Below are 21,747 nucleotides of genomic sequence, written 5' to 3' on the forward strand. Positions count from 1 at the left end.
CGATGTCAGCCGAAGGCTTCGTCGATAATCTCCTGCTGTTCGACAGCGTGGACCTTGCTCGAACCCGAGGACGGTGCCGACATCGAACGGCGCGAAATCCGCTTGATCCCGGCGAGTTTCTCCGGGAGCAACTCGGGCAGAGAAAGACCGAAGAACGGCCATGCACCCTGGTTGGCCGGCTCCTCCTGAACCCACCGGAATTCGGCGGCGTTCGGGTAGCGATCGAGCGTCTCACGCAGGCGACGGCTCGGCACCGGGTACAGCTGCTCGATACGGACGATCGCGATGTCGTCGCGGTTGTCCTTGTGCTTCTTCGCGAGCAGTTCCCAGTACAGCTTGCCGCTGACGAGGAGCACCCGGGTTACCTTGCTGCGGTCGCCGTCCCCGGTCTCGTAAACCGGCTCTTCGAAGACGGACCGGAACTTGCCGGTGGTGAAGTCCTCGATATCGGACACGGCGGCCTTGTTGCGCAGCATCGACTTCGGCGTGAATACCACCAGCGGGCGGCGGATTCCGTCGAGCGAGTGGCGACGCAGCAGGTGGAAGTAGCTGGCCGGCGTGGACGGCACGGCCACCGTCATCGATCCCTCGGCGCACAGCTGGAGGAAGCGCTCGATACGGCCGGACGTGTGGTCCGGACCCTGACCCTCGTGACCGTGCGGAAGGAGCAGCACGACGTCGGACAGCTGACCCCACTTGGCCTCACCGGAGGAGATGAACTCGTCGATGATGGACTGCGCACCGTTGACGAAGTCACCGAACTGGGCTTCCCAGAGCACGAGGGCGTCCGGGTTGCCCACGGAGTAGCCGTACTCGAAACCGACGGCGGCGAACTCGCTCAGTGCGGAGTCGTAGACCAGGAACTTGCCCGGGTTCTCGCTGCCGAGGTTCTGCAGCGGCGTGTACTCCTCGCCCGTCTTGCGGTCGATGAGCACCGAGTGACGCTGCGTGAACGTACCGCGGCGGGAGTCCTGACCCGAGAGGCGAACCATCTTGCCCTGGTCGACCAGCGAGCCGAAGGCGAGCAGTTCCGCGAACGCCCAGTCGATCTTGCCTTCGCGAGACATTTCGCGGCGCTTCTCGATGACCGGCTTGACACGCGGGTGCACCGAGAAACCCTCGGGCACGTTGACGAACGCGTCACCGATCCGCTCGAGGACCGAACGATCGACCGCGGTGGTCAGCTTGGTGGGCAGCGGCTGGTCGAGCTCGACCGACTCACTCGGCTCGGGCTTGTACTTCTCCAGCTCGCGAACCTCGTTGAACACCCGTTCCAGCTGTCCCTGGTAGTCGCGGAGAGCGTCTTCGGCTTCCTTCAGCGAGATGTCACCACGGCCGATCAGCGATTCGGTGTAGCTCTTACGAACGCTGCGCTTGGTGTCGATCACGTCGTACATCGCCGGCTGGGTCATCGACGGGTCGTCGCCCTCGTTGTGACCGCGACGGCGGTAGCAGATCATGTCGATGACGACGTCCTTCTGGAACTTCTCCCGGAAGTCGACAGCGAGCTGGGCAACCCACACGCAGGCCTCGGGGTCGTCACCGTTGACGTGGAAGATCGGCGCGCCGATCATCTTCGCGACATCGGTGCAGTACTCGGAGGAACGTGAGTGCTCCGGGGCGGTGGTGAAGCCGACCTGGTTGTTGACCACGATGTGGACGGTGCCGCCGGTGCGGTACCCGCGCAGCAGCGCGAGGTTGAGCGTCTCCGCCACCACGCCCTGACCCGCGAATGCGGCGTCACCGTGCAGCATCAACGGCAGGACGGTGAAGCCGTCCTCACCCTTGTCGAGGATGTCCTGCTTGGCGCGGACCAGTCCCTCCAGGACCGGGTCGACGGCCTCGAGGTGGGACGGGTTGGCGGTGAGCGACACCGTGATGTCGTTGTCGCCGAACATCTGGATGTACGTGCCCTCGGCACCGAGGTGGTACTTCACGTCACCGGAGCCGTGCGCGGCAGCCGGGTTCATGTTGCCCTCGAACTCCGTGAAGATCTTGGAGTACGGCTTACCCACGATGTTCGCCAGCACGTTCAGACGACCACGGTGAGGCATGCCGATGACGACCTCGTCGAGCTGGTGCTCGGCGGCCTGGTCGATGACGGCGTCCATCATCGGGATGACGGACTCGGCGCCCTCGAGGGAGAAGCGCTTCTGGCCGACGTACTTGGTCTGCAGGAAGGTCTCGAATGCCTCGGCGGCATTCAGCTTGCTCAGGATGTACTTCTGCTGAGCGACCGTCGGCTTGACGTGATGCGCCTCGACGCGGTCCTGCAGCCACTGCTGCTGTTCCGGTTCGAGGATGTGCGTGTATTCGACGCCGACGTGGCGGCAGTACGCGTCGCGCAGCACGCTGAGCACGTCGCGGAGCTTCATCTTCTCCTGGCCGTGGAAGCCACCGACCTTGAACTCACGGTCGAGATCCCACAGGGTCAGGTCGTGCGTGATGACGTCGAGGTCCGGGTGGCTGCGGAACTTGTCCTTGACGAACTGCAGCGGATCGGTGTCGGCCATCAGGTGACCGCGGTTGCGGTACGCGGCGATCAACTCGAGGACGCGCGTGTTCTTGTCGACCGCGCCTTCGGGCACATCCTGACGCCAGCGGACCGGCTCGTACGGGATGTGCAGCGCGTGGAAGATCTCGTCGTAGAACTCGTCGCTGATCAGAAGGTTGTGAATGGTCCGGAGGAAGTCGCCGGACTCGGCACCCTGGATGATGCGGTGGTCGTACGTCGAGGTGAGCGTCATCAGCTTGCCGACGCCCATGTCGGCAATGCGCTCGTCGCTCGCGCCCTGGAATTCGGCGGGGTACTCCATGGCACCGGCACCGATGATGGCGCCCTGTCCCTGCATCAGACGCGGCACGGAGTGCACGGTGCCGATGCCACCGGGATTGGTGAGGGAGATGGTGACGCCCGAGAAGTCCTCACCGGTGAGCTTGCCGTCACGCGCGCGCCGGACGATGTCCTCGTAGGCGCTGTAGAACTGCGTGAAGTTGTGCGTTTCGGTGTTCTTGATGGCGGCGACGACGAGGGACCGGCTGCCGTCCTTGCCCGGCAAATCGATTGCCAGGCCGAGGTTGGTGTGCGCGGGCGTGACGGAGTGCGGCTTGCCGTCGATCTCCGCGAAGTGCCGGTTCATGTTGGGGAACGCCTTGACCGCCTGCACGATCGCGTAACCCAGCAGGTGGGTGAAGGAAATCTTGCCGCCGCGGGTACGGGCGAGGTGGTTGTTGATGACGATCCGGTTGTCGAACATCAGCTTCGCAGGGATGGCGCGAACACTGGTGGCGGTCGGAATGGCCAGCGAGGCCGACATGTTCTTCGCGACGGCAGCAGCGGCGCCGCGCAGAACCTTCGTTTCTTCGGCAGCGGTCTCGGGAGCGGACGCCTTCGCGGGCGACTCCTTGGCCGGTGCGGTCTTGGCCGGCGCGGCCTTCGGTGCGGCCGTTTTGGGCGCCGCGGCCTTGGGAGCTGCACCGTTGGCAGCGGACTTCGCCGGGGCGCCGTCGCCCGTCTTGGTCGCCGACGTGGGTGCGGTCTCGGCCTTGGCGGCCGGGGGCGGCGACGTCTTGCCGGGGGGAGCGGCAGCAGATGCGGCGGTGGTGGTGCCGTTCGTGCCGCGTCCGTTGGCTACGCCGGCCTTGGCGGCGGCATCGGGGGAGTAATCCGTCAGAAATTCATGCCAACTCGCGTCCACGGACGACGGATCGTCCTGGAAACGCTGGTACATTTCGTCGACCAACCACTGGTTCTGTCCGAACTGGGATGTAGAGCTGCTGCTCACGGCAGGTGTTCGCCTCGTTTCTATTTCGGTACCCGATCAGAGCGCCTATATACATGAGAGTAGCCCTCGCGTGTGACGTGCGAATCGCCAGGCCTGCACGTGTGAGCTGTCTCACGGCCATCGGATGGGGTCACCATCGATGACGGTTCTCGCCCCGCGATTATTCCCTGCACCGCTCTCGGCCGCATCCCACAGTCCCGCATAGTGGCCACCTGCCGAGCGCAGGGTGGCGTGCGATCCGGTCTCCACGATCCTGCCTCCGTCGATGACGAGGATCACGTCGGCGCGCGCTGCGGTGGCCAGTCGGTGGGCTACCACGACCGACGTCCGGCGCCGGGTCACGCGGCTGCCGGCCTCGAGAACCAGCTGCTCTGTGGCCGGATCGAGGGTCGCGGTGGCCTCGTCCAGGAGCAGGAGGTCGGGGTCGACCAGTTCGGCACGAGCAAGCGCGATCAACTGGCGCTGACCGGCCGACAACCCCTGTCCTCGCTCGCCGATGGGGTGACGCATCCCACCCCGTAGCCGGCCGATCGTGCCGAGCGCTCCCACCGCGCGGGCGGCATTCTCGATCTCCTCGCGGCTCGCGTCGGGCCTGCCGTACGCGATGTTGGTCGCGACCGTGCCGGTGAACAGATGCGCCTCCTGCGGGACCACGCCCAGTCGCCCGCGGTACTCACCGAGCGAATAGCGACGCAGATCGACGTCGTCGACGAGTACGGAGCCGGACGTCGGGTCGTAGAAGCGGGCGAGCAGTTTCACGATGGTGGATTTGCCCGCCCCGGTCTTGCCGACCAGCGCCACCGTGGCGCCCGCCGGAATGTGGAGGTCGATGTCGGTCAGCGCGTCACTCTCCGCGCCGGAATAGCGGAAGCGGACGTCGCGCAGACGCACCTCGCCTCTCAGGTGCCCGTCGATCCGAGTGCGATGGTCGCCGGCGGCACGCTCGATGGAGCTCGGCGTGCGGAGCAGATCGCCGATTCGGAGTAGGCCGACACTGGCCTGCTGATAACCGTCGAACACCTGCGACAGCTGCTGGATGGGCCCGAACAGCAGGCCGAGGTACAGCACGAAGGCGACGAGCGTTCCCGACGACGTCTCGCCGCCCGCGACCTGCCGGGCACCGACGAACACGACGGCGGCCAGCGCCAGATCCGAGAGGAACGCGATGAACGGGAAGTACAGCGAGATCGCGCGCTGGGACCGCATGCGGCTGCGGCGGTAACTGTCGGCGCGTTCGGCGAACCTGCGGGCGGCGAACTCTTCGCGGCGGTAGGCCTGCGCGGCGCGCAATCCCGCGATGTTTTCCTGGAACTCGGCGTTGACGAGGGAAATCCGTTCCCGGGACACCGTGTAGGCCACCGACGAGATCCGGCGAAAGATCAGCGTCGCGATCACGAGGGGCGGGATGACGGCGAGGGCGACGACGGCGAGAGTGAGGTCGGTGACGACGAGTGCGACCGAGATCCCCACGACGGTGAGCACACTGACCACCGCGGTGGACATCCCGGTCTGGATGAACGACGACAACGCGTCGACGTCGGTGGTCATGCGGGTCATGATCCGGCCCGAGAGCTCCCGCTCGTAGTAGTCGAGGCCGAGCCGCTGCAGGTGCGCGTAGCTGCGCACCCGGAGTCCGAAGAGGACGCGTTCACCTGCGCGGGCGGTGAGCACCGTCATCGCCGCGACCACCAGCCAGTCGGCGGCGACGAGGGCGATTCCGACCGCGGTGGCGGTCCACAGTGTCGCCGAGTCCTGCGGGAGCACCCCGCTGTCGATGGCGAATCGCACGATGGAGGGGAAGGCGATCCCGGCGAGGGAATCGAGCGCGAGGCAGGCGACGACGGCGAACAGTAGGCCGCGGACCGGTCGCAGGATGCGCGACAGGTGGAAGTTGGGTTCGGGTAGCCGCAGGGTGCGGGTGTCGAGGCCCGGACTCTCGAGAGCGGGAGGCAGAGCGTCGACTGCAGCCTGCAGTTCGGGGGTGGCCGCGATGTTTCCCAGGGCGCCGGCCATCGGTCCGCCGCCGCCACGACCTCCGCCGCCGGGTCCGGTGGCGGGCGCCGGGGTCCTCCCGGCCGTGGTGGCGGCGAGAGTGGCGTCCGGCACCTCTCGGGGGCTCTCGGGCCACAGTTCCGTTGCTGAAGGGATGCGCTGGGTCGACATCGGATCGGCCGCGCGCGGGCCTGCTTCCGAACCGTTTCCCTCCTCGGGGGACGCGAACAGTGCACGGAACAGGGCGCACCGTTCGTCGAGTTCGGCCACCGTGCCGCTGTCGATGATCGTTCCGCCGTCGAGGACGGCCACCCGATCGGCGAGGGACAGGGTGGAACGTCGGTGCGCGAGGACGAGCGCGGTGCGGCCGCGGCCCGCCCGGAGCGACTCGAAGATGGACGCCTCGGTGGTCGCATCCACGGCGGACGTCGCATCGTCGAGAATCAGGATCCGCGGGTCGGTGAGCAGCGCGCGGGCCAGGGCGATCCGCTGGCGTTGTCCCCCCGACAGTGTGAGACCGCGTTCCCCGACCACGGTGTCGTAGCCGTCGGGTAGGGCGGAGACGAACTCGTCGGCCGCCGCCATCGTCGCCGCTTCACGGATTTCCTCGGCGCTGGCATCGGGCCTGCCGAGTGCGATGTTGGCGGCGATGGTGTCGGAGAAGAGGAACGGTTCGTCGAAGACGAGGCTTACGGCTTCACGAAGGTGCTCGGCGCTGAGCTGGGCGACGTCGAACACGTCCTCGCCGGATGTCAGCGCAACGGTGCCCGAGGAGGGCGCGTAGAACCGGGGAAGCAGCAGCGATAGCGCCGTCTTCCCGGAACCCGCCATTCCCACCACCGCGACCGTCTCACCGGGGGCGATCTGCAGGTCGAGCCCACGAAGGATGTCGCGGCCCGGCTCGAACCCGAAGGTGACCGACCGCAGATCGACGCCGAGCGGTCCGCCCGGCAGCGGGGTGGGGTGCGGCGGATCCGCGACCTCCGGTTCGGTGTCGATCACCTCGTACACCCGTTCCACGGCCGCCCGGGACAGTTGCGCCATGATCACCACGGACGACAGGGTGCGGGTCACCGCCGTCATCGTCGTGACGTAGGTGGCGAAGGCGAGGAAGGTGCCGATCGTGATGGAGCCGTGCAGGGCCAGGTAGCCGCCGACCGCGATGACACCGACGAGCCCCAGCTGGGGGAGTGCGGCCATGGTGGGCGTGAAGCGGGAGTTGATGCGTGCGGCCCGCAGACGTTCCGCATACAGCGCCCGACTGTGGTGTTCGAGCTGATCGACGGCCCGCCGTTCCTGCCCGAAGCCCTTCACGACGCGCACCCCGGTGACCGTCTCCTCGACGTGTTGTGCGAGGTCGGCTGCCCGCTGCTGGGCGGACCACGTGGCGGCGAACAGCGTGGGGCGCATCGCGTAGACGACGAGACAGACGAGCGGGACGATCACCAGCGCGACCACCGTCAGCAACGGGGAAAGCCACACCATGATGCCGAGGGCGAGGACGAATTGAAGCAACGCGCCCGCCGACAACGGGACCATCGCGAGGAGTCCCTGCACCAGTTGCAGATCGGTGATGGACCGCGACACCACCTGGCCGGTGCGAATCTGGTCCTGACCACGTCCGTCGAGGCGTTGCAGGGCACCGAGCAGACCCAGCCTGAGGTCGTGCTGGACGTCGAGCGACAGCTTGCCCGCCAGCATCCGCCGGCCGTACTGACACGCGAAGCGCACACAGGCGAGGAGCGCGATCAGGAGTGCTGCAATGCCGATGACCTCGGTGGCGCGATCCGTACCTGCGGCGTCGACCGCGTACTTGGTGAGCAGCGGGAACGAGATGTCGATGCCCGCCGCGACGACCGTCACGGTCAGTGCCCCGACGGTCGCGCGGCGATGTGCCCAGCACTCGGCGCTGAGCCGGCGTATCCAGCCGGGCCGTGCCGTGTCGCGTCCGCGCGTGGGCTCCCGCTCGATCACTGAGCCGGATGTACTCTCACCTGCCGCTGTGTCCACGTTAGCCACTGTGTCCACGTTAGCGCTGCGCTCCGACACCCCAGTCGGGGCGTTCCTCAGGTGATGTCGCGACTGCGGGTCAGGGCCCATCCGGCGAGGGTGAAGAGTGCCGTCCACACCACCACCGCGATCGGTGCGGCGGGCCACAACGGCAACCAGTCGATGTCGTTGCCCGCGGCCGCGTTGGCGACGGATCCCAGGGTGGCAGACACGGGGAGGACGTCGCCCACCGCGCCGATGCCGATGCCGCTGAGGATCGATCGCAGGATCATCTCGCCGAGGGTGTACCACACGACAAGTGAGATACAACTGCCTACGGAGGAGCCGGTCAGCATCGACATCCCGCCACCGATCAGCGCCCAGCATGCGGCAGCAACCAAGGCAGCGGCCAACATCGCGAAGAGGGAACCTCGCAGTGCGAAGTTCTCCCCGCCGAACGTCAGCAGCAGGGCGACGCTGACCATCTCGACGACGAGGCAGTAGAAGAATCCGAACGCGGCAGTGACGGCCAGTTTCGCGCCGATCACCCCGTCTCGGCCACGTGCGGTGAGGAAAGTGGTGGTCAGTGTCTTGTAGCGGAACTCGGTACCGGCATTCACTGCTCCGAAGAGGGCGGCGAAGAGCACGACGAGCGACAGGGCGACGGCCAGCCCGAACACCGTGGCAGCGAGGTTGGCGTCTGCCGGATCGGCGTCGAACGCGTCGGTGAAGGCGCGTAGTACCGGCAGGGAGATGGCGCTCGAGAACATCCCGACGACCAGCGGGGTCAGCCCGAGCATCCACCAGAACCGCAGCGTGGTGACCTTGCGGAATTCCGCGGTGAGCAGTGCGGTCATCGCGGACCTCCGGACATCGGACCCTGAGGGTGCGGGGCATACGCGGACGGATACCCGGCCGGCGGGCCGTACCCCGGAGGCGGGCCGGCACCCGGTTGGCCGGGGTAGTGGGGCTGCTGGGGGTAGGCGGGAGGCGGGCCGTACCCGGAGGGCGCGCCCGCGCTCGCACCGGCAACGTACTGGCCGGTCGTCATCGACAGGAAGAGTTGCTCGAGGTCGATGTGCTCGGCCACGGCGCCGAAGATCGTCACTCCGGCTCGGGTGGCCACGGACTGCACGACGTCGAGTGCCGCACCCGTCACAGCGAGACGGCCGTCGGCCAGGGACCGGGCATCGACGATGCCTTGCGCGGCCAGAGCGGTCGCCAGCGCAGCGGGACTCGAGGAGGCGACCAGTAGGCGGCTCTGCTGCGACTTCCGCAGGTCCTCCATCCTTCCCTGATAGACAAGAGCGCCCCGACTGACGATGACCAGTGTGTCGACCGTCTGCTCGACTTCCCGGAGGATGTGGCTCGAGACGAGGACGGTCCGCCCGGAGGCGGCGAAGCCTTTCAGGAACTCCCGCAGCCACGCGATCCCCTCGGGATCGAGTCCGTTGGCCGGTTCGTCGAGGACAAGGATGCGCGGATCGCCCAGCAGGGCGGTGGCGAGCGAGAGGCGCTGCCGCATGCCCAGCGAGAATCCGCCGGACTTCCGCCCCGCCACGTCTTCGAGCCCGACCAGCGCGAGTACCTGGCGGGCCCGCGCGTCCGGCACCCCGATGGCCGAGGCGTACACCTTCAAGTGATCGAGCGCGGTGCGCGCAGGGTGCAGGCTCTGGGAGTCGAGCACGGCGCCGACCGTGCGGGCAGGATCTCGCAGGGCCCGAATCGGGACGCCCTCGACTGCGGAGGTTCCGGCGCTGGGCCGGACGAGTCCGAGGATCATCCGCAGCGTCGTCGTCTTACCCGAGCCGTTGGGGCCGAGGAAACCGGTGATCGAACCGTGCGGAACGGAGAAACTGAGGTCGGAGACGGCGGTGACGTTCTTGAAGCTCTTCGACAGCCCGCGCACCTCGATCGGCGCCGCGACACTTGCCGGCATTGCAGTGGTCAAGCCGTCCTCCCCTGAACACGATCGTGTGGAATCGACTCGACCCTACTGGGCTGCCGTCCCGATATTCACCAACTGGCGTACAGGGCTCTTCGGCGCAGCGCATTCTGTATGAAGTCGATTGGGGGCATACATGAGCAAGCACCACCACCATCACCGAGATGTTCTGGCGCCGGCGTACACGGGGCGAATGTCGGTGGAACCGTTCCCGGCGCTGCGGTTGCCGGACGAGGAAACCGATCCGCAGGCGGCCTACCGCTTCATTCACGACGAGTTGATGCTCGACGGTAGCTCGCGGCTGAACCTCGCTACGTTCGTGACCACGTGGATGGATCCCGAGGCCGACAAGCTGATGGCGGAGACGTTCGACAAGAACATGATCGACAAGGACGAGTATCCGGCGACGGCCGCGATCGAGTCCCGGTGCGTGTCGATGGTCGCTGATCTCTTTCACGCGCCGGATCTCTCCACCACCGACCCGGCCAGCGCTACGGGTGTCTCCACGATCGGGTCGAGCGAGGCGGTGATGCTCGCTGGTCTCGCACTGAAGTGGCGATGGCGCGCGCAGCGTCACGAGGCAGGCAAGGACGCCACCCGGCCGAATCTCGTTCTGGGCAGCAATGTTCAGGTGGTGTGGGAGAAGTTCTGCCGGTATTTCGACGTCGAGCCGGTCTACCTGCCGATGGAGAAGGGCCGGTACATCATCACGCCGGAGCAGGTACGGGGTGCGGTCGACGAGAACACCATCGGGGTGGTGGCGATCATCGGCACTACCTACACCGGTGAGCTCGAACCGGTGGCCGAGATCGCCGACACACTCGAGCAGCTGGCGGCGTCGGGGGGTCCCGACGTCCCGATTCATGTCGACGCGGCCAGCGGGGGTTTCGTGATCCCGTTCCTGCAACCGGAACTGTTGTGGGACTTCCGGGTCCCACGAGTCGTCTCGATCAATGTCAGCGGCCACAAGTACGGGCTGACGTATCCGGGTATCGGGTTTGTCGTGTGGCGCGCCGGTGAGTATCTGCCCGAGGGGCTGGTGTTCCGGGTCAACTACCTCGGCGGCGATATGCCGACGTTCACGCTGAACTTCTCGCGTCCCGGCAATCAGGTGGTGGGGCAGTACTACAACTTCCTGCGCCTCGGCCGAGCCGGGTACCGGGCGATCATGGAGACGTTGCGCGACACCGCTGTTCGTGTGGGTAAGCGCATCGCCGAAATCGAGCACTTCACGTTGATCAGCGACGGCAGTGACATCCCGGTGATCGCCTTCGAACTCGTCGGGGACCCCGCATTCACGGTCTTCGACGTGTCGCACGAACTCCGGGCGCGGGGTTGGCAAGTACCTGCCTACACGATGCCTGCCGACGCAGAAGAGGTGGCGGTGCTGCGCATCGTCGTCCGCGAGGGGTTCAGCGCAGACCTGGGATCGCTGGTCTCCGAGGCGATCGAGGAAGTCTGCGCCGAACTACGCGAGAAGGGCGGCGGACGTTCGGCGGCGCAGCACTTCGCGCACTGATCCGCTCGACAACCGGTCAGGCCTCGACGACTCGCAGCTGATCCGGCCAGCGGGCAGGTGCGGGACCGAAAGCTTGGCGCGCATTTCTCACGACGCCCTTGCCGATGGCCCGGTTTCCGGCGCCGCCGATCGCTGCGCCGATCCCGGCAGGCACGAGCTTGCCGAGAATCAGCGCGCTGCGCCGGGCCGCGTACTTGGTGACGAACTTGCGCAGCAGGCGGCTGTTCATGCCTCTCATCGTGGGGCCCGGGATGCGGCTGGTGATTGCTGTCCCCCAGTTCTTCGCGGTCACGCCCGTCGCCTTCTGGACGATCTCCATGCCCGATTCACCGAGTGCGACGGCCAGGACGAGCGCCCGGCGCTGTTGATGGTCGGTGGCGGAGATGCCGTGCACCGACGCCACGGCGAGCGTCAGCAACGCCGCTGATTCGAGGAAGAACGCGGACTCGGCGCCGACGGCCGCAATCGATGCCACCGTCCCGACACCGGGGACCGCGGCCGCGGCGCCCACTGCGCTGCCGCTACCCGTCACTGCCAGCAAGAACATCTTTTCCATGCGCTCGATGATCTGGGCGGGCGATTCGTCGGGATGTGAGCGCCGGACCCACTCGACGTACTTGGCCACAGCGGGTGCCTGCAGTCTGCTCCCGTTGTCCAGAACCGAGACCAGAGCCTTCTCGATCCGTCCACCATTGTCAGCCATCGGGGCTCCCGTCTCGCCGTGTACTTCGAGTGTGCCGGATACGACTGTAGGTGGGAAAAGACGGTGGCCGACGGCGGTGGCGGTGCTTACGCTGTTGTCGTGACTGTCGCGGGCAGCGTTTCTCCGGTTCGGGGCGTGTCCGACGGTGCGCGCCGTCGACCGGCCCCGCCGCTGCGCGCCCTGGTGTCGGGGTACGAAGGCTATCGCCTGACGGGATTCGAGCCCGGACTTCACCTCGGTCTGCCCTCGCCGTCGCTCACCGTCGTCGTGTCGCTCGATGCGCCGCTCGAGATCGCCGAGCAGGCCGCGGCGGAGCAGGCGCCCGGCTTCTACGACACGCTTGCCAGTGGCATCGCGACGGCGCCGGTGACGATTCGGCACGACGGCAATCAGCACGGGATCCAGCTGGCGTTGAGTCCCCGCGGTGCGCGGGCTCTGCTGGGCGTGCCCGCGTCGGCCCTCGGTGCCTGGGTGGTCGGACTCGACGACCTCCTCGGTGCCGATGCGACGGAACTGGTCGAACGGCTGTCCCTCGAACCGGTATGGGAGGAGAGGTTCCGCATTCTCGACGAGGTACTCGGGCGGCGCATCGCCGACGCGGAGATCGACCCCCATCTCGTGCGGGCCTGGACGTTGCTCGCCGGTGACGGGGCGGTGCGAGTGAATGCGGTCGCTCGCGACATAGGTTGGAGCAGAAGGCATCTGGTGAATCGATTCGTTGCGGAGTACGGCGTCACGCCCAAAGATGTGGCGCGGTTGTCGCGCTTTCACCGCTCGCACCGGATGCTGAAGCGGGCCCACTGCGTCACGCTCGCCGAGGTCTCCGCACGGTGCGGCTATTACGACCAGGCGCACATGGCCCGCGACTGGCGTGACCTCGCGGGTGTCGCACCGTCGCGGTGGCGCGAGAACGAACCGTTCTCATTTGTCCAAGACTCCGACCACGACGACGGCGCAGAGTGACGACATGACTACTTCGACGCAAATTACGTGTGTATGGCCCACCCTCGTCTACCGCGACGCGCGCGCCGCGATCCGCTTCCTCGTCGACACCTTCGGATTCGTCGAGAAGGCGGTGTACGGCGGGGGCGACCGGGTGGATCACGCCGAACTCGGCTGGCCGAAGGGCGGCGGGATCATGCTCGGCTCGCCCAGTGAGGACTCGGTCATCAGCGACCTGCCGCCAGGGACGGGCTCGGTGTACCTCGTCGTAGACGACCCCGACGCCCTCCACCAGCGCGCGGTCGCTGCCGGCGCCACGATCGTTCGCGGACTGCGGGACGAAGACTACGGATCGCGCGGATTCACCTGCCGTGATCCCGAGGGCGTGTTCTGGAGCTTCGGCACCTACACCGGCGCGTAGACGGCCCCACCCGCTCAGGCGCCGTGGCCCGCGGGCACTTCCTCCCCGGTCCGCGGCGGGGGCGGCGGTGTGCCGGTCCCGAACGGCCTGCCACCGAGCTGCGCGCGTCCGTGCGGCTGCAACCAGCCCGACAGGTCCGGGCCTTTCGGGACGATGCCGGTGGGATTGATGTCGGTGTGCACCATGTAGTAGTGCTGCTTGATCTGAACGAAGTCGATGGTGTCCCCGAATCCCGGGGTCTGGAACAGGTCACGCGCGTAGCCCCACAAGGCAGGCATCTCACTGAGCTTGTTGCGATTGCACTTGAAATGCCCGTGGTAGACGGCGTCGAATCGGGCCAATGTGGTGAACAACCGCACATCCGCCTCGGTGATGGTGTCGCCCACGAGGTACCGGCGGGTGGTCAGCCGCTCCTCGAGCCAGTCGAGGCGCGCGAACAGGCGGTCGTATGCGGATTCGTAGGCGCTTTGTGAGCCGGCGAAACCGCAGCGGTACACGCCGTTGTTGACATCACGGAAGACGAGCTCGGCCACCTCGTCGATCTCGTCGCGAAGCTCCTCCGGGTAGAGCTCGGGCGCTCCCTCGCGGTGGTACTGCGTCCACTCGGTGGACAGATCGAGGGTGATGTGCGGATAGTCGTTGGTGACCACCTGCCCGGTGGGCACGTCGACGATCGCGGGAACGGTGATGCCGCGCTCGTAGTCCGGGAAACGCGCGAAGTAGGCGTCCTGCAGGCGCGGGATCTTCAGCACGGGGTCGACCTCGCCCGGGTCGAGGTCGAAGGTCCAGCTCCGCTCGTCGTGGGTCGGGCCGCACAGGCCCATCGACAACACGTCCTCGAGTCCGAGCAGCCGCCGCACGATGATCGCCCGATTCGCCCAAGGACACGCTCGCGCGGCCACGAGTCGATAGCGGCCCGGCTCGACCGGGTACCCGTCTCGTCCGTCAGCGGTGATCCGCGTGGCGATGTAGTGAGTGTCCCGAGTGAACTCGGAACCGGGATCGACATAGCCGGCCGAACCCGATTCGTCCTGTTTCTGCTCAGTCATGATCGACCCGTCCTCGTCCGTCGATGGTGTCTCACAGCGTACTTCGCGCGACGGTGACCTCGATGTACGTTCCGAGTTCGCGGTAACCCGAGCGGGCAGCGAGCCGACGGGAGGCCGGGGCGTCGCGCGGTGCGCGGAACTGGGCGATCAGTCCGCTGTCGAGCGCATCGTCGGTGGCGATTCCGGCGGCCTGGGTGCCGAGCCCCCGGCATCGGAAGAGGGGAGCGGTGAGGACCGCGACATCGGCGACGAATCCCTGGAATTCGCTGTACCCGGCGGAACTGACCGGCTGCTGCGCGTCGTCCAGGATCGTGAACCACCGGTCTCGAGTGCTCAGGTGGGCTTCGGTCACGTCGTCCGGTGGGCAGACGGTCTCCAGTTCCCGCACGTGCCCGCGGTCGTCCGACACCACAGGCGGTCGCCCGGTCACCGGTTCCTGATAGTCGCTGGTGAACCAGAGCGTGAGCGGTCCGGAGCAGCGGCCCGAACGATCCTGGACGAGGCCGAGCAGAGTTGCGGGTTCGGTCAGGTCCCGGTCCGAGAGTCGTTCCGCGCGCCGGAGTATCCAGTCGGGGCCCACCATGGCCGAGGTGCCCCGCAGGTCCAGGAAACGGAGGGTGTCCGCCTCGGGATCGGCACGGGTGGCCCGGCCGGGCCAGTCCGTGAGCGTGTCGTCGGGGAGTCCGAGTTCACGCGACCAGGCGAGTCGAACGATGTCGAGATGATGCGGATCCACGCAGCAACGGTAACCGCTGATCCCGTGTGGCCGGTCCGGTATATTCCGTGTGGAGTATTCGATGGCGGAAGGCGATGCGGATGGTGCTGACGCCGCTCGCCGTCACCATTCTCGGTTTACTCAACGAGCGAACGATGCACCCGTACGAGATGTACCAACTCGCCGACACCCGTCGCGGACGCCTGGTGAAGATCAGGCCGGGATCGCTCTACCACACCGTCAACAGGCTCGAGGCCGAACGCCTGGTGCGCACCACGGGCACCGATAGGGCGGGCAACCGGCCCGAGCGCACGATGTACGAGATCACGGACTCCGGGCGGGACGCCCTCGGCCGCCGGGTGAGCGACATGCTCGCCGCCCCCGCCCGGGAGTACCCGCAGTTTCCGCTCGCGCTCGCGGAGGCGCACAACCTCGAGTCGGGTGCGGTAGTAGACCTGCTGCGCGAGCGTCTCGGCCGCCTCGATCAGGAGATCGACGAACTCGTGGCCTCCGCCGACGGCAACGAGGCACCGCCGCGCATCTTCAACCTGGGGAACGAGTATCTGCTCACTGTCGCCCGCGCGGAACGCGACTGGCTCCGCGCGCTCGTGAGCGATATCGACTCCGGAACGCTGTCCTGGCTGGAATTCCTCGAAGGCCTGACATTCGCACGCCCGGACCATTCCGGTTCAGCAAAGGATTGACGATGGATACCGAGAGCACCGCACGACTTGCCGCCGCCCCGCCCGAACAGGGCAACCCCTGGCCCGCTCTGTGGGCGCTGGTCATCGGGTTCTTCATGATCCTCGTCGACAGCACCATCGTGGCGGTGGCCAACCCGGCGATCCTGACAGACCTGCGTACCGACATCACCAGCGTGGTGTGGGTCACCAGCGCCTACCTGCTGGCGTACGCGGTTCCCCTCCTCGTCACCGGCCGGCTCGGTGACCGATTCGGACCCAAGAACGTCTACCTGATCGGCCTCGTGCTGTTCACCGGCGCATCGCTGTGGTGCGGCCTGTCCGGAACCGTCACGATGCTGATCGTCGCCCGGGTGTTCCAGGGACTCGGTGCCGCGCTGATGACACCGCAGACGATGGCCGTCATCACCCGTACCTTCCCGCCTGACGGGCGCGGCAGGGCGATGGGCCTGTGGGGCGCGGTGGCGGGCGTCGCGACGTTGGTCGGTCCCCTCGCAGGCGGTGTGCTCGTGGACAACCTGGGCTGGGAATGGATCTTCATCGTCAACGTGCCGGTCGGCGTGATCGCGTTCGTGCTCGCATGGCGGCTCGTTCCCGCGCTCGAAACCCACGCGCACAAGTTCGACATCCCGGGTGTCGTGCTCAGTGCGTCGGGCATGTTCCTGCTCGTGTTCGGCATCCAGGAGGGCAGTTCGTACGACTGGTCGAGAATCGTGTGGCTGTCGATCGGCGCCGGGGTGGTCCTCATCGGGATCTTCGTCTGGTATCAGTCGTGGAATCGCAAGGAACCGTTGCTGCCGTTGAGCTTGTTCCGGGATCGCAACTTCGCCCTCGCCAACGTCGGGATCACCGCGATGGGGTTCGCGGTCACGGCCATGGTTCTGCCACTGATGTTCTACACGCAAGGCGTGCGCGGCCTGTCGCCTACGGAGTCGGCCTTGTTGTTGGTGCCGATGGCTGTCTTCACCGGTGTGTTCGCCCCGTTCGTCGGGAGGCTGGTGGACCGTACGCACCCGCGGTACATCGCCGGTACGGGCTTCCTGCTGTTCGCGATCGCGCTGGGCTGGCTGGCGATGGTCATGTCGCCCGGTGTCGCCATCTGGCAGCTGCTGCTCCCCATCGGTCTGATCGGCCTGGCCAATTCGTGTATCTGGTCCCCGCTCGCTGCCACCGCCACCCACAACCTGCCGCCGCATCAGGCGGGCGCAGGGGCCGGCGTGTACAACACCACCCGCCAGGTCGGGGCCGTGCTCGGCAGCGCCGCCATCGGCGCGCTCATTACTGCGCGGCTGTCCGCGCAGGGGATGGCAGGCGGTAGCCAGGACGCCGGTGTCGGCGAGCTGCCCGAGGTCATGAAAGACCCGTTCGCCACGGCCATGTCCCAATCGGTGTGGCTACCCGCCGCGATTCTGCTGGTCGGCTTCGTTGCGTCCGTCTGCTTCGCGCGCCCGCTGCGGGAGAAGGATTCCGACGACACCGTCGACGTCGAGACGAGCAGCGAATCGTCGCTACAGGACTGACGCTGCCGGTGTGGCAGTGTGGCGGCATGACCGATCCCGCTGTCGCATCGCACCCCACCCGACTCGAACGCGTCCGCACCGATGCGGGTGCCGAGTTCGCGACCCTCACGTTCGCCCACGGCCCGCTCAACCTTTTCGACCAGGCCATGTTCGACGCCGTCCAGGCCGATGTCGCGACTCTCACCGAAAACCCGCCGCGTGCCGTGCTGCTGCGTGCGGAGGGCAAAGTGGTATCGGCGGGCGTCGACGTCCATCTCTTCGACGGGCTCAGCGCCGAGCAGGCTGCGGATTTGTGGCAGCAGCTGTTCGCGGACATCTGCCATCCGATCGAGGCACTGCCGTGCCCGGTGGTCTACGCCGCCCATGGACTGACCCTGACTGCGGCATTCGAGATCGCCCTCGCCTGCGACATCATTCTGGCCGCACCGAAGGCGAAGTTCGGTTTGGTCGAGACAGTGGTGGGTCTGACTCCGTCGATGGGGGGACCTCAGCGACTGGCCGAGCGTGCCGGTTCCGGCCGTGCCCGCGAACTGGTGATGACCGGAGATCTGTACGACGCCGCGACACTGCAGGGTTGGGGTGTGGTGAACGCGGTCCACGACGACGTCGACACCGAGGCCCGGGCACTGACCACGCGCCTTGCGGACGGACCGACCCGCGCCCACGATGCGACGAAACAGATCATTTCCGCATGGCGATCCGGTGGAGTGGCGCACGCCGACTCGATCACACCGGAAGTGTCCGGCGCGCTCTTCGAGACCGAAGATCTGTCGGGTGCGGTCCGCAGTTTTCTTACCGACGGGCCGGGCAAGGCCTCGTACCGAGGCCGCTAGAGTCGCCCGGACTGTGCACACGATTGTGACCGGCGTCATATAGTCGGGGCAGCGTTCCGGTCAGTCAGCGGAGGTCCACATGCCGTCGTCCCTCGTCGAGTACCCGTGCAGTTCCGCCTTCTTCCACGACGACCGGATGGCCCGCGGACGCGACGGCCTCCTCCGGTACGGCGCTCTCACGCCGTCACTCACCGAACTGCTCGACATCGCCGTGCACCGTTACGCGGGCAGGGTGGCGGTCGAGGAGGGCAGTGGCCGGACGCTCACCTTCTCGCAGTTGTGGACGTCGGCGGCCCGGGTGGCCGGCGGCCTGAAAACGAGGGGAGTCGAGATCGGCGACCGGGTGGCCGTCCGGCAACCGGTGGGAGTGCGATGGGTCGAAGCCTTCCTCGGCGTCCTCCTCGCAGGCGGGGTACCGGTCGGGGTGGGTCCGGAACTGGACCAGTCCGCCACCGACACGGTCCTCGCCGACAGCGAGTCGGTGATGGTCCTCGACGGGGAGCTTCCCGACGGAATCTCGTTCATCGACGACGGCGCCGGTCCGGAGGAACTGGTGCTGCTGTCGTACACCGGTGACGGCTCGCCCAAGGGTGTCGAACTGAGCAACGAGAACGTCCTGTCCACCCTCGAATCGGTGATCCACGCGCGGCGGTTCAGCTCGGAGGGACTGCGTAACTTGCTGGTCGACCCCGAACTGCACACCGTCGGATCGCTCGTCGAATTATTGTCGACACTCGTGGTGGGCGGCACCGCCCTGTTGACGACGAGCACGGATTCCGCGTCGTGGCGTGGAACGGGCGCCGACGTTCTGACTGCGGCGCCGGCCACCCTCCTGCGTGCGGTCGAGGAGTCCCCGGTGACCAACTTCGGTCGTCGGGCAGTGCGGTGGATCGACTACAGCGGCGCCGGCCTGTCCGTCGAGCAGGCCCAGTTCCTGCGCAGAACATTCCCGGCCGCCAAGCACTTCCTGGGGTGGGGGATGACCGAAACGTGCGGCGCCGGACTGGCCCTTCCCGACGAATGTGCATTGACCCACGCCGGAAGTGTGGGAATCGCGTTCGGTGGAATGGAGGTGGCGCTGTTCGGCCCGGAAGCGCAGCACGGATTCGGTGAATTGTGCTGTCGGGGACCGGGTGTGACACGTGGCTACTGGAACCGCCCGGAGGCCACCGCACGGAGCTTCATGGGTGGCTGGTTTCACACCGGCGACACCGCGAGTATCGACGGCGACGGCTTCGTCCGTATCGTCGAACGCGACGTCGCCGCCTAGGCGCCGAGAAAGCAGGCACCATTCCCGTGAACCTCCCAGTCGCCGAGTTGCACATGCACATCGAGGGGTCGCTCGAACCCGAGCTGATCTTCGGGCTCGCCGAACGCAACGCGGTGCCACTGCCGTACGCAGACCTGGACGATCTGCGTTCGCGGTACGAATTCACCGACCTGCAGTCCTTCCTCGATCTCTACTTCGCCAACATGCAGGTTCTGCGGACCGCCCAGGATTTCGCCGACCTGACCCGCGCCTACTTCGCCCGGGCATCGGCGGCCGGTGTGGCGCACGTCGAGTTCTTCTTCAATCCGCAGGCGCACATCAATCGTGGTGTGCCGCTGACCGAAGTTCTCGACGGAATCATGGACGCTGTCGCCGGCAGCGAGCGCGAGTTCGGGCTCAGTAGTGCGGCTATCGCTGCAATTCTGCGTGACCGTCCGGTCAGCGAAGCGGAAGAGATGTTCTCGGAGATTCTTCGGTTGCAGTCTCCGATCATCGGGCTGGGACTCGATTCGGCGGAGAGGGGCAATCCGCCGTCACTGTTCGAGGACGTCTTCGCCCGCGCCCGCGCGGAAGGACTGCACGTGGTGGCGCACGCCGGCGAAGAGGGTCCGCCGGAGTACATCTGGCAGGCGCTCGACCTCCTCGGTGCCGAGCGCATCGACCACGGCGTGCGAGCCCTCGAGGACCCGGCGCTCGTCGAACGACTGGTGGACGAGGAGATTCCCCTCACCGTGTGCCCGCTGTCCAACGTGCGCTTGTGCGTTGTCGACTCCCTCGCCGAGCATCCTCTGCGGACCATGCTCGACGCCGGACTGGTGGTTACCGTGAACTCCGACGATCCCGCCTATTTCGGTGGATACGTCGACGACAATTTCGCTCAGCTGCGTGATCAGCTCGGGCTCACGGACGCCGAACAAGACACGTTGGCGCGCAACTCCATCAAGGCCTCGTTCGCGACCGAGGCACGCAAAGCGGAACTTCTCCGGCGCTGAGGTTCAGTCGGTCAGCCCGGCGTCGCCGACACTGGTGACGGCCGCCAGCACGTCGCGATCGCGCCCGAAAGGGCCCACCACGCAGAGCCCGACCGGGATTCCGTCGTCCGTGCGTAGGGGCACCGTTGCACTGGGAAGGCCGGAGATGGTCGCCAGCGAGGTGAGCATTCCGGTGGTGCGCATGATGTTCCGGAAGCGTTCGCCGCTCGGGTCGTTCTGCCTCGGCGGCGCAGCCGAGGAGGTCGCAGGCAGCACCAGCAGACTGTTCCCGATGAAACGGGTGATCGTGTCGGAGGCCTCGGCCAGCACTCTCATCTGACGGGCGTACGTCGAGTCCCAGATCCGCCCTGCGGCGGCGAAATTGCGGCGCGGTTCGTCACTGAGCGAGGTGATCGCCTGCCCGATCCACTCGCCGTGCAGCCGCCAAGCCTCGTACCCCTGCACGTCGCTGACGGCGTCGTACCAGTCGGGTAGCCGGCCGATGTCCGTGTCGGTGCGCACGAGTCGCGGCAGGCTGCTCTTCTCCCAGGCGGTGAGTGCGCGCCGCACCGCAGCGAGGACACCGGCGTCGGCGACGGCATTGATTCCGTCCGAACTCAGCGCTGTGGCGAAGGGGCGCTCCGCTGTGAGCGGAAGCAGCACGCCCGACACGGCTGCGAGAGTGTCGATGTCACTGCACACCCACGCTGGAGTGTCGAAGGTCGGGCAGAGGGGAAGGAGGCCTTCACTGGACACGGCACTGCGCGACGGCGAGAACCCGTACAGGCCTTGATACGACGCGGGGATGCGGACGGACCCGGTGGTGTCGATTCCGAGTCCGATGTCGGCCTCGCCCTGAGCGACCGCGCTCGCCGCCCCCGACGTTGCTCCGCCCGGTAAGCGGTCCTCCGCCCGCGGATTCGGCGGCGTCCCGAACTGCTGATTGACACCCGAATGGCCGTAACCGAGGTCGTCGGTCTGAGCAATACCCACGACCTCGGCGCCGTGCTCGAGAAGACGTGCCACCGCTATGGCGGTGGTGGTTTCGACGGGCGCCCCGGCCAGCCACCGCCCACTGCCTGCCCCGATCTGCCTGCCGGCCACGGCATACAGGTCGGTGACTGCAACCCGTAGTCCGGCAAGCGCGCCGTCACCGGTCGGCGCGACGAGCGGAGCGCCCTGCAGACGCCACGTCGCCTTGTCGGTGGGCACGAACTCGGAGGTGCCTGCGTTCGGGTCGAACAGGCTGCCGTCGGGCAACGGGGGGACTTCCGGGTCGTGGAGGCGTTCGCCGCAGGCGCCGAGCACGGTGACGCCGAGCGCTGCCGCTCCGGAGATTCCGGCAACGCGGAGAAATGCGCGACGATCGAAAGATCGACTGGGGGGCACCTA

At 67.1% G+C, this 21,747-nt stretch carries 16 protein-coding genes; 8 read left to right on the plus strand and 8 right to left on the minus strand.

Annotated features, from left to right (window positions below; all coding sequences use genetic code 11):
- Nucleotides 1-5: 5 nt before the first annotated feature.
- The 4 genes from R4P95_RS27380 to R4P95_RS27395 all read right to left on the minus strand — a co-directional run bounded on the left by R4P95_RS27380 (nucleotide 6) and on the right by R4P95_RS27395 (nucleotide 9,717).
- Nucleotides 6-3,785: a multifunctional oxoglutarate decarboxylase/oxoglutarate dehydrogenase thiamine pyrophosphate-binding subunit/dihydrolipoyllysine-residue succinyltransferase subunit gene (locus tag R4P95_RS27380; RefSeq protein WP_213577075.1), complete on the minus strand. Its 3,780-nt coding sequence runs from the start codon at nucleotides 3,783-3,785 to the stop codon at nucleotides 6-8.
- 111 nt (nucleotides 3,786-3,896) lie between these two features.
- A complete protein-coding gene (locus R4P95_RS27385) occupies nucleotides 3,897-7,751 on the minus strand; it encodes an ABC transporter ATP-binding protein (RefSeq protein WP_317747063.1) in 3,855 nt (1,284 codons plus the stop codon).
- Between the two features lie 92 nt (nucleotides 7,752-7,843).
- On the minus strand, nucleotides 7,844-8,623 hold the full coding sequence (locus tag R4P95_RS27390) for an ABC transporter permease (RefSeq protein WP_213577077.1): 780 nt from the start codon (nucleotides 8,621-8,623) through the stop codon (nucleotides 7,844-7,846).
- Nucleotides 8,620-9,717 (minus strand): ABC transporter ATP-binding protein, encoded by a 1,098-nt coding sequence (locus tag R4P95_RS27395; protein WP_317747007.1) that lies wholly within the window; start codon nucleotides 9,715-9,717, stop codon nucleotides 8,620-8,622. Before R4P95_RS27395 ends, R4P95_RS27390 begins: the two co-directional genes overlap by 4 nt.
- Before the next feature lie 130 nt (nucleotides 9,718-9,847).
- Here R4P95_RS27395 and R4P95_RS27400 point away from each other — a divergent pair, with 130 nt between their 5' ends.
- On the plus strand, nucleotides 9,848-11,230 hold the full coding sequence (locus R4P95_RS27400; RefSeq protein WP_317747006.1) for a glutamate decarboxylase: 1,383 nt from the start codon (nucleotides 9,848-9,850) through the stop codon (nucleotides 11,228-11,230).
- A 16-nt stretch (nucleotides 11,231-11,246) separates the two neighbouring features.
- Here the strand turns inward: R4P95_RS27400 and R4P95_RS27405 are convergent, their stop codons facing one another.
- A complete protein-coding gene (locus R4P95_RS27405; protein WP_317747004.1) occupies nucleotides 11,247-11,933 on the minus strand; it encodes a hypothetical protein in 687 nt (228 codons plus the stop codon).
- Between the two features lie 99 nt (nucleotides 11,934-12,032).
- Here R4P95_RS27405 and R4P95_RS27410 point away from each other — a divergent pair, with 99 nt between their 5' ends.
- On the plus strand, nucleotides 12,033-12,896 hold the full coding sequence (locus R4P95_RS27410) for a helix-turn-helix domain-containing protein (RefSeq protein ID WP_317747003.1): 864 nt from the start codon (nucleotides 12,033-12,035) through the stop codon (nucleotides 12,894-12,896).
- Between the two features lie 4 nt (nucleotides 12,897-12,900).
- Nucleotides 12,901-13,296, plus strand: coding sequence for a VOC family protein (locus R4P95_RS27415; RefSeq protein ID WP_317747002.1), 396 nt, complete (start codon nucleotides 12,901-12,903; stop codon nucleotides 13,294-13,296).
- Between the two features lie 14 nt (nucleotides 13,297-13,310).
- Here R4P95_RS27415 and R4P95_RS27420 read toward each other — a convergent pair whose 3' ends face one another.
- Nucleotides 13,311-14,345 carry a glutathione S-transferase family protein gene (locus R4P95_RS27420; protein WP_317747001.1) on the minus strand — a complete coding sequence of 345 codons (1,035 nt, stop codon included), beginning with the start codon at nucleotides 14,343-14,345 and terminating at the stop codon, nucleotides 13,311-13,313.
- 31 nt (nucleotides 14,346-14,376) lie between these two features.
- Nucleotides 14,377-15,081: a GNAT family N-acetyltransferase gene (locus R4P95_RS27425; protein WP_317747000.1), complete on the minus strand. Its 705-nt coding sequence runs from the start codon at nucleotides 15,079-15,081 to the stop codon at nucleotides 14,377-14,379.
- 80 nt (nucleotides 15,082-15,161) lie between these two features.
- Here R4P95_RS27425 and R4P95_RS27430 point away from each other — a divergent pair, with 80 nt between their 5' ends.
- From R4P95_RS27430 to R4P95_RS27450, 5 genes are all read left to right on the plus strand, one after another.
- A complete protein-coding gene (locus R4P95_RS27430) occupies nucleotides 15,162-15,764 on the plus strand; it encodes a PadR family transcriptional regulator (protein ID WP_213577085.1) in 603 nt (200 codons plus the stop codon).
- A gap of 2 nt (nucleotides 15,765-15,766) precedes the next feature.
- Nucleotides 15,767-17,281, plus strand: coding sequence for an MFS transporter (locus tag R4P95_RS27435; protein WP_213577086.1), 1,515 nt, complete (start codon nucleotides 15,767-15,769; stop codon nucleotides 17,279-17,281).
- Nucleotides 17,282-17,307: 26 nt separating this feature from the next.
- Nucleotides 17,308-18,114, plus strand: coding sequence for an enoyl-CoA hydratase/isomerase family protein (locus R4P95_RS27440; RefSeq protein WP_317746999.1), 807 nt, complete (start codon nucleotides 17,308-17,310; stop codon nucleotides 18,112-18,114).
- A 79-nt stretch (nucleotides 18,115-18,193) separates the two neighbouring features.
- Complete coding sequence (locus R4P95_RS27445) at nucleotides 18,194-19,384, plus strand: long-chain fatty acid--CoA ligase (RefSeq protein WP_317746998.1); 1,191 nt, start codon at nucleotides 18,194-18,196, stop codon at nucleotides 19,382-19,384.
- A 26-nt stretch (nucleotides 19,385-19,410) separates the two neighbouring features.
- On the plus strand, nucleotides 19,411-20,376 hold the full coding sequence (locus R4P95_RS27450) for an adenosine deaminase (RefSeq protein ID WP_109331763.1): 966 nt from the start codon (nucleotides 19,411-19,413) through the stop codon (nucleotides 20,374-20,376).
- A 3-nt stretch (nucleotides 20,377-20,379) separates the two neighbouring features.
- On the opposite strand, the gene R4P95_RS27455 is transcribed toward R4P95_RS27450, so the two are convergent.
- A complete protein-coding gene (locus R4P95_RS27455; protein WP_213577090.1) occupies nucleotides 20,380-21,744 on the minus strand; it encodes an amidase family protein in 1,365 nt (454 codons plus the stop codon).
- Between the last annotated feature and the right edge of the window lie 3 nt (nucleotides 21,745-21,747).

This window comes from Rhodococcus sp. IEGM 27, assembly GCF_033142305.1.
Classification (GTDB): Bacteria; Actinomycetota; Actinomycetes; order Mycobacteriales; family Mycobacteriaceae; genus Rhodococcus_F; species Rhodococcus_F oxybenzonivorans.

Excerpts from the sequence above, each read along its gene's own strand:
- R4P95_RS27390 (WP_213577077.1), bottom strand. The coding sequence starts at position 8,623 with ATGACCGCACTGCTCACCGCGGAATTCCGCAAGGTCACCACGCTGCGG.
- R4P95_RS27400 (WP_317747006.1), top strand. The coding sequence starts at position 9,848 with ATGAGCAAGCACCACCACCATCACCGAGATGTTCTGGCGCCGGCGTAC.
- R4P95_RS27405 (WP_317747004.1), bottom strand. The coding sequence starts at position 11,933 with ATGGCTGACAATGGTGGACGGATCGAGAAGGCTCTGGTCTCGGTTCTG.
- R4P95_RS27415 (WP_317747002.1), top strand. The coding sequence starts at position 12,901 with ATGACTACTTCGACGCAAATTACGTGTGTATGGCCCACCCTCGTCTAC.
- R4P95_RS27420 (WP_317747001.1), bottom strand. The coding sequence starts at position 14,345 with ATGACTGAGCAGAAACAGGACGAATCGGGTTCGGCCGGCTATGTCGAT.
- R4P95_RS27430 (WP_213577085.1), top strand. The coding sequence starts at position 15,162 with ATGGTGCTGACGCCGCTCGCCGTCACCATTCTCGGTTTACTCAACGAG.
- R4P95_RS27435 (WP_213577086.1), top strand. The coding sequence starts at position 15,767 with ATGGATACCGAGAGCACCGCACGACTTGCCGCCGCCCCGCCCGAACAG.
- R4P95_RS27440 (WP_317746999.1), top strand. The coding sequence starts at position 17,308 with ATGACCGATCCCGCTGTCGCATCGCACCCCACCCGACTCGAACGCGTC.
- R4P95_RS27445 (WP_317746998.1), top strand. The coding sequence starts at position 18,194 with ATGCCGTCGTCCCTCGTCGAGTACCCGTGCAGTTCCGCCTTCTTCCAC.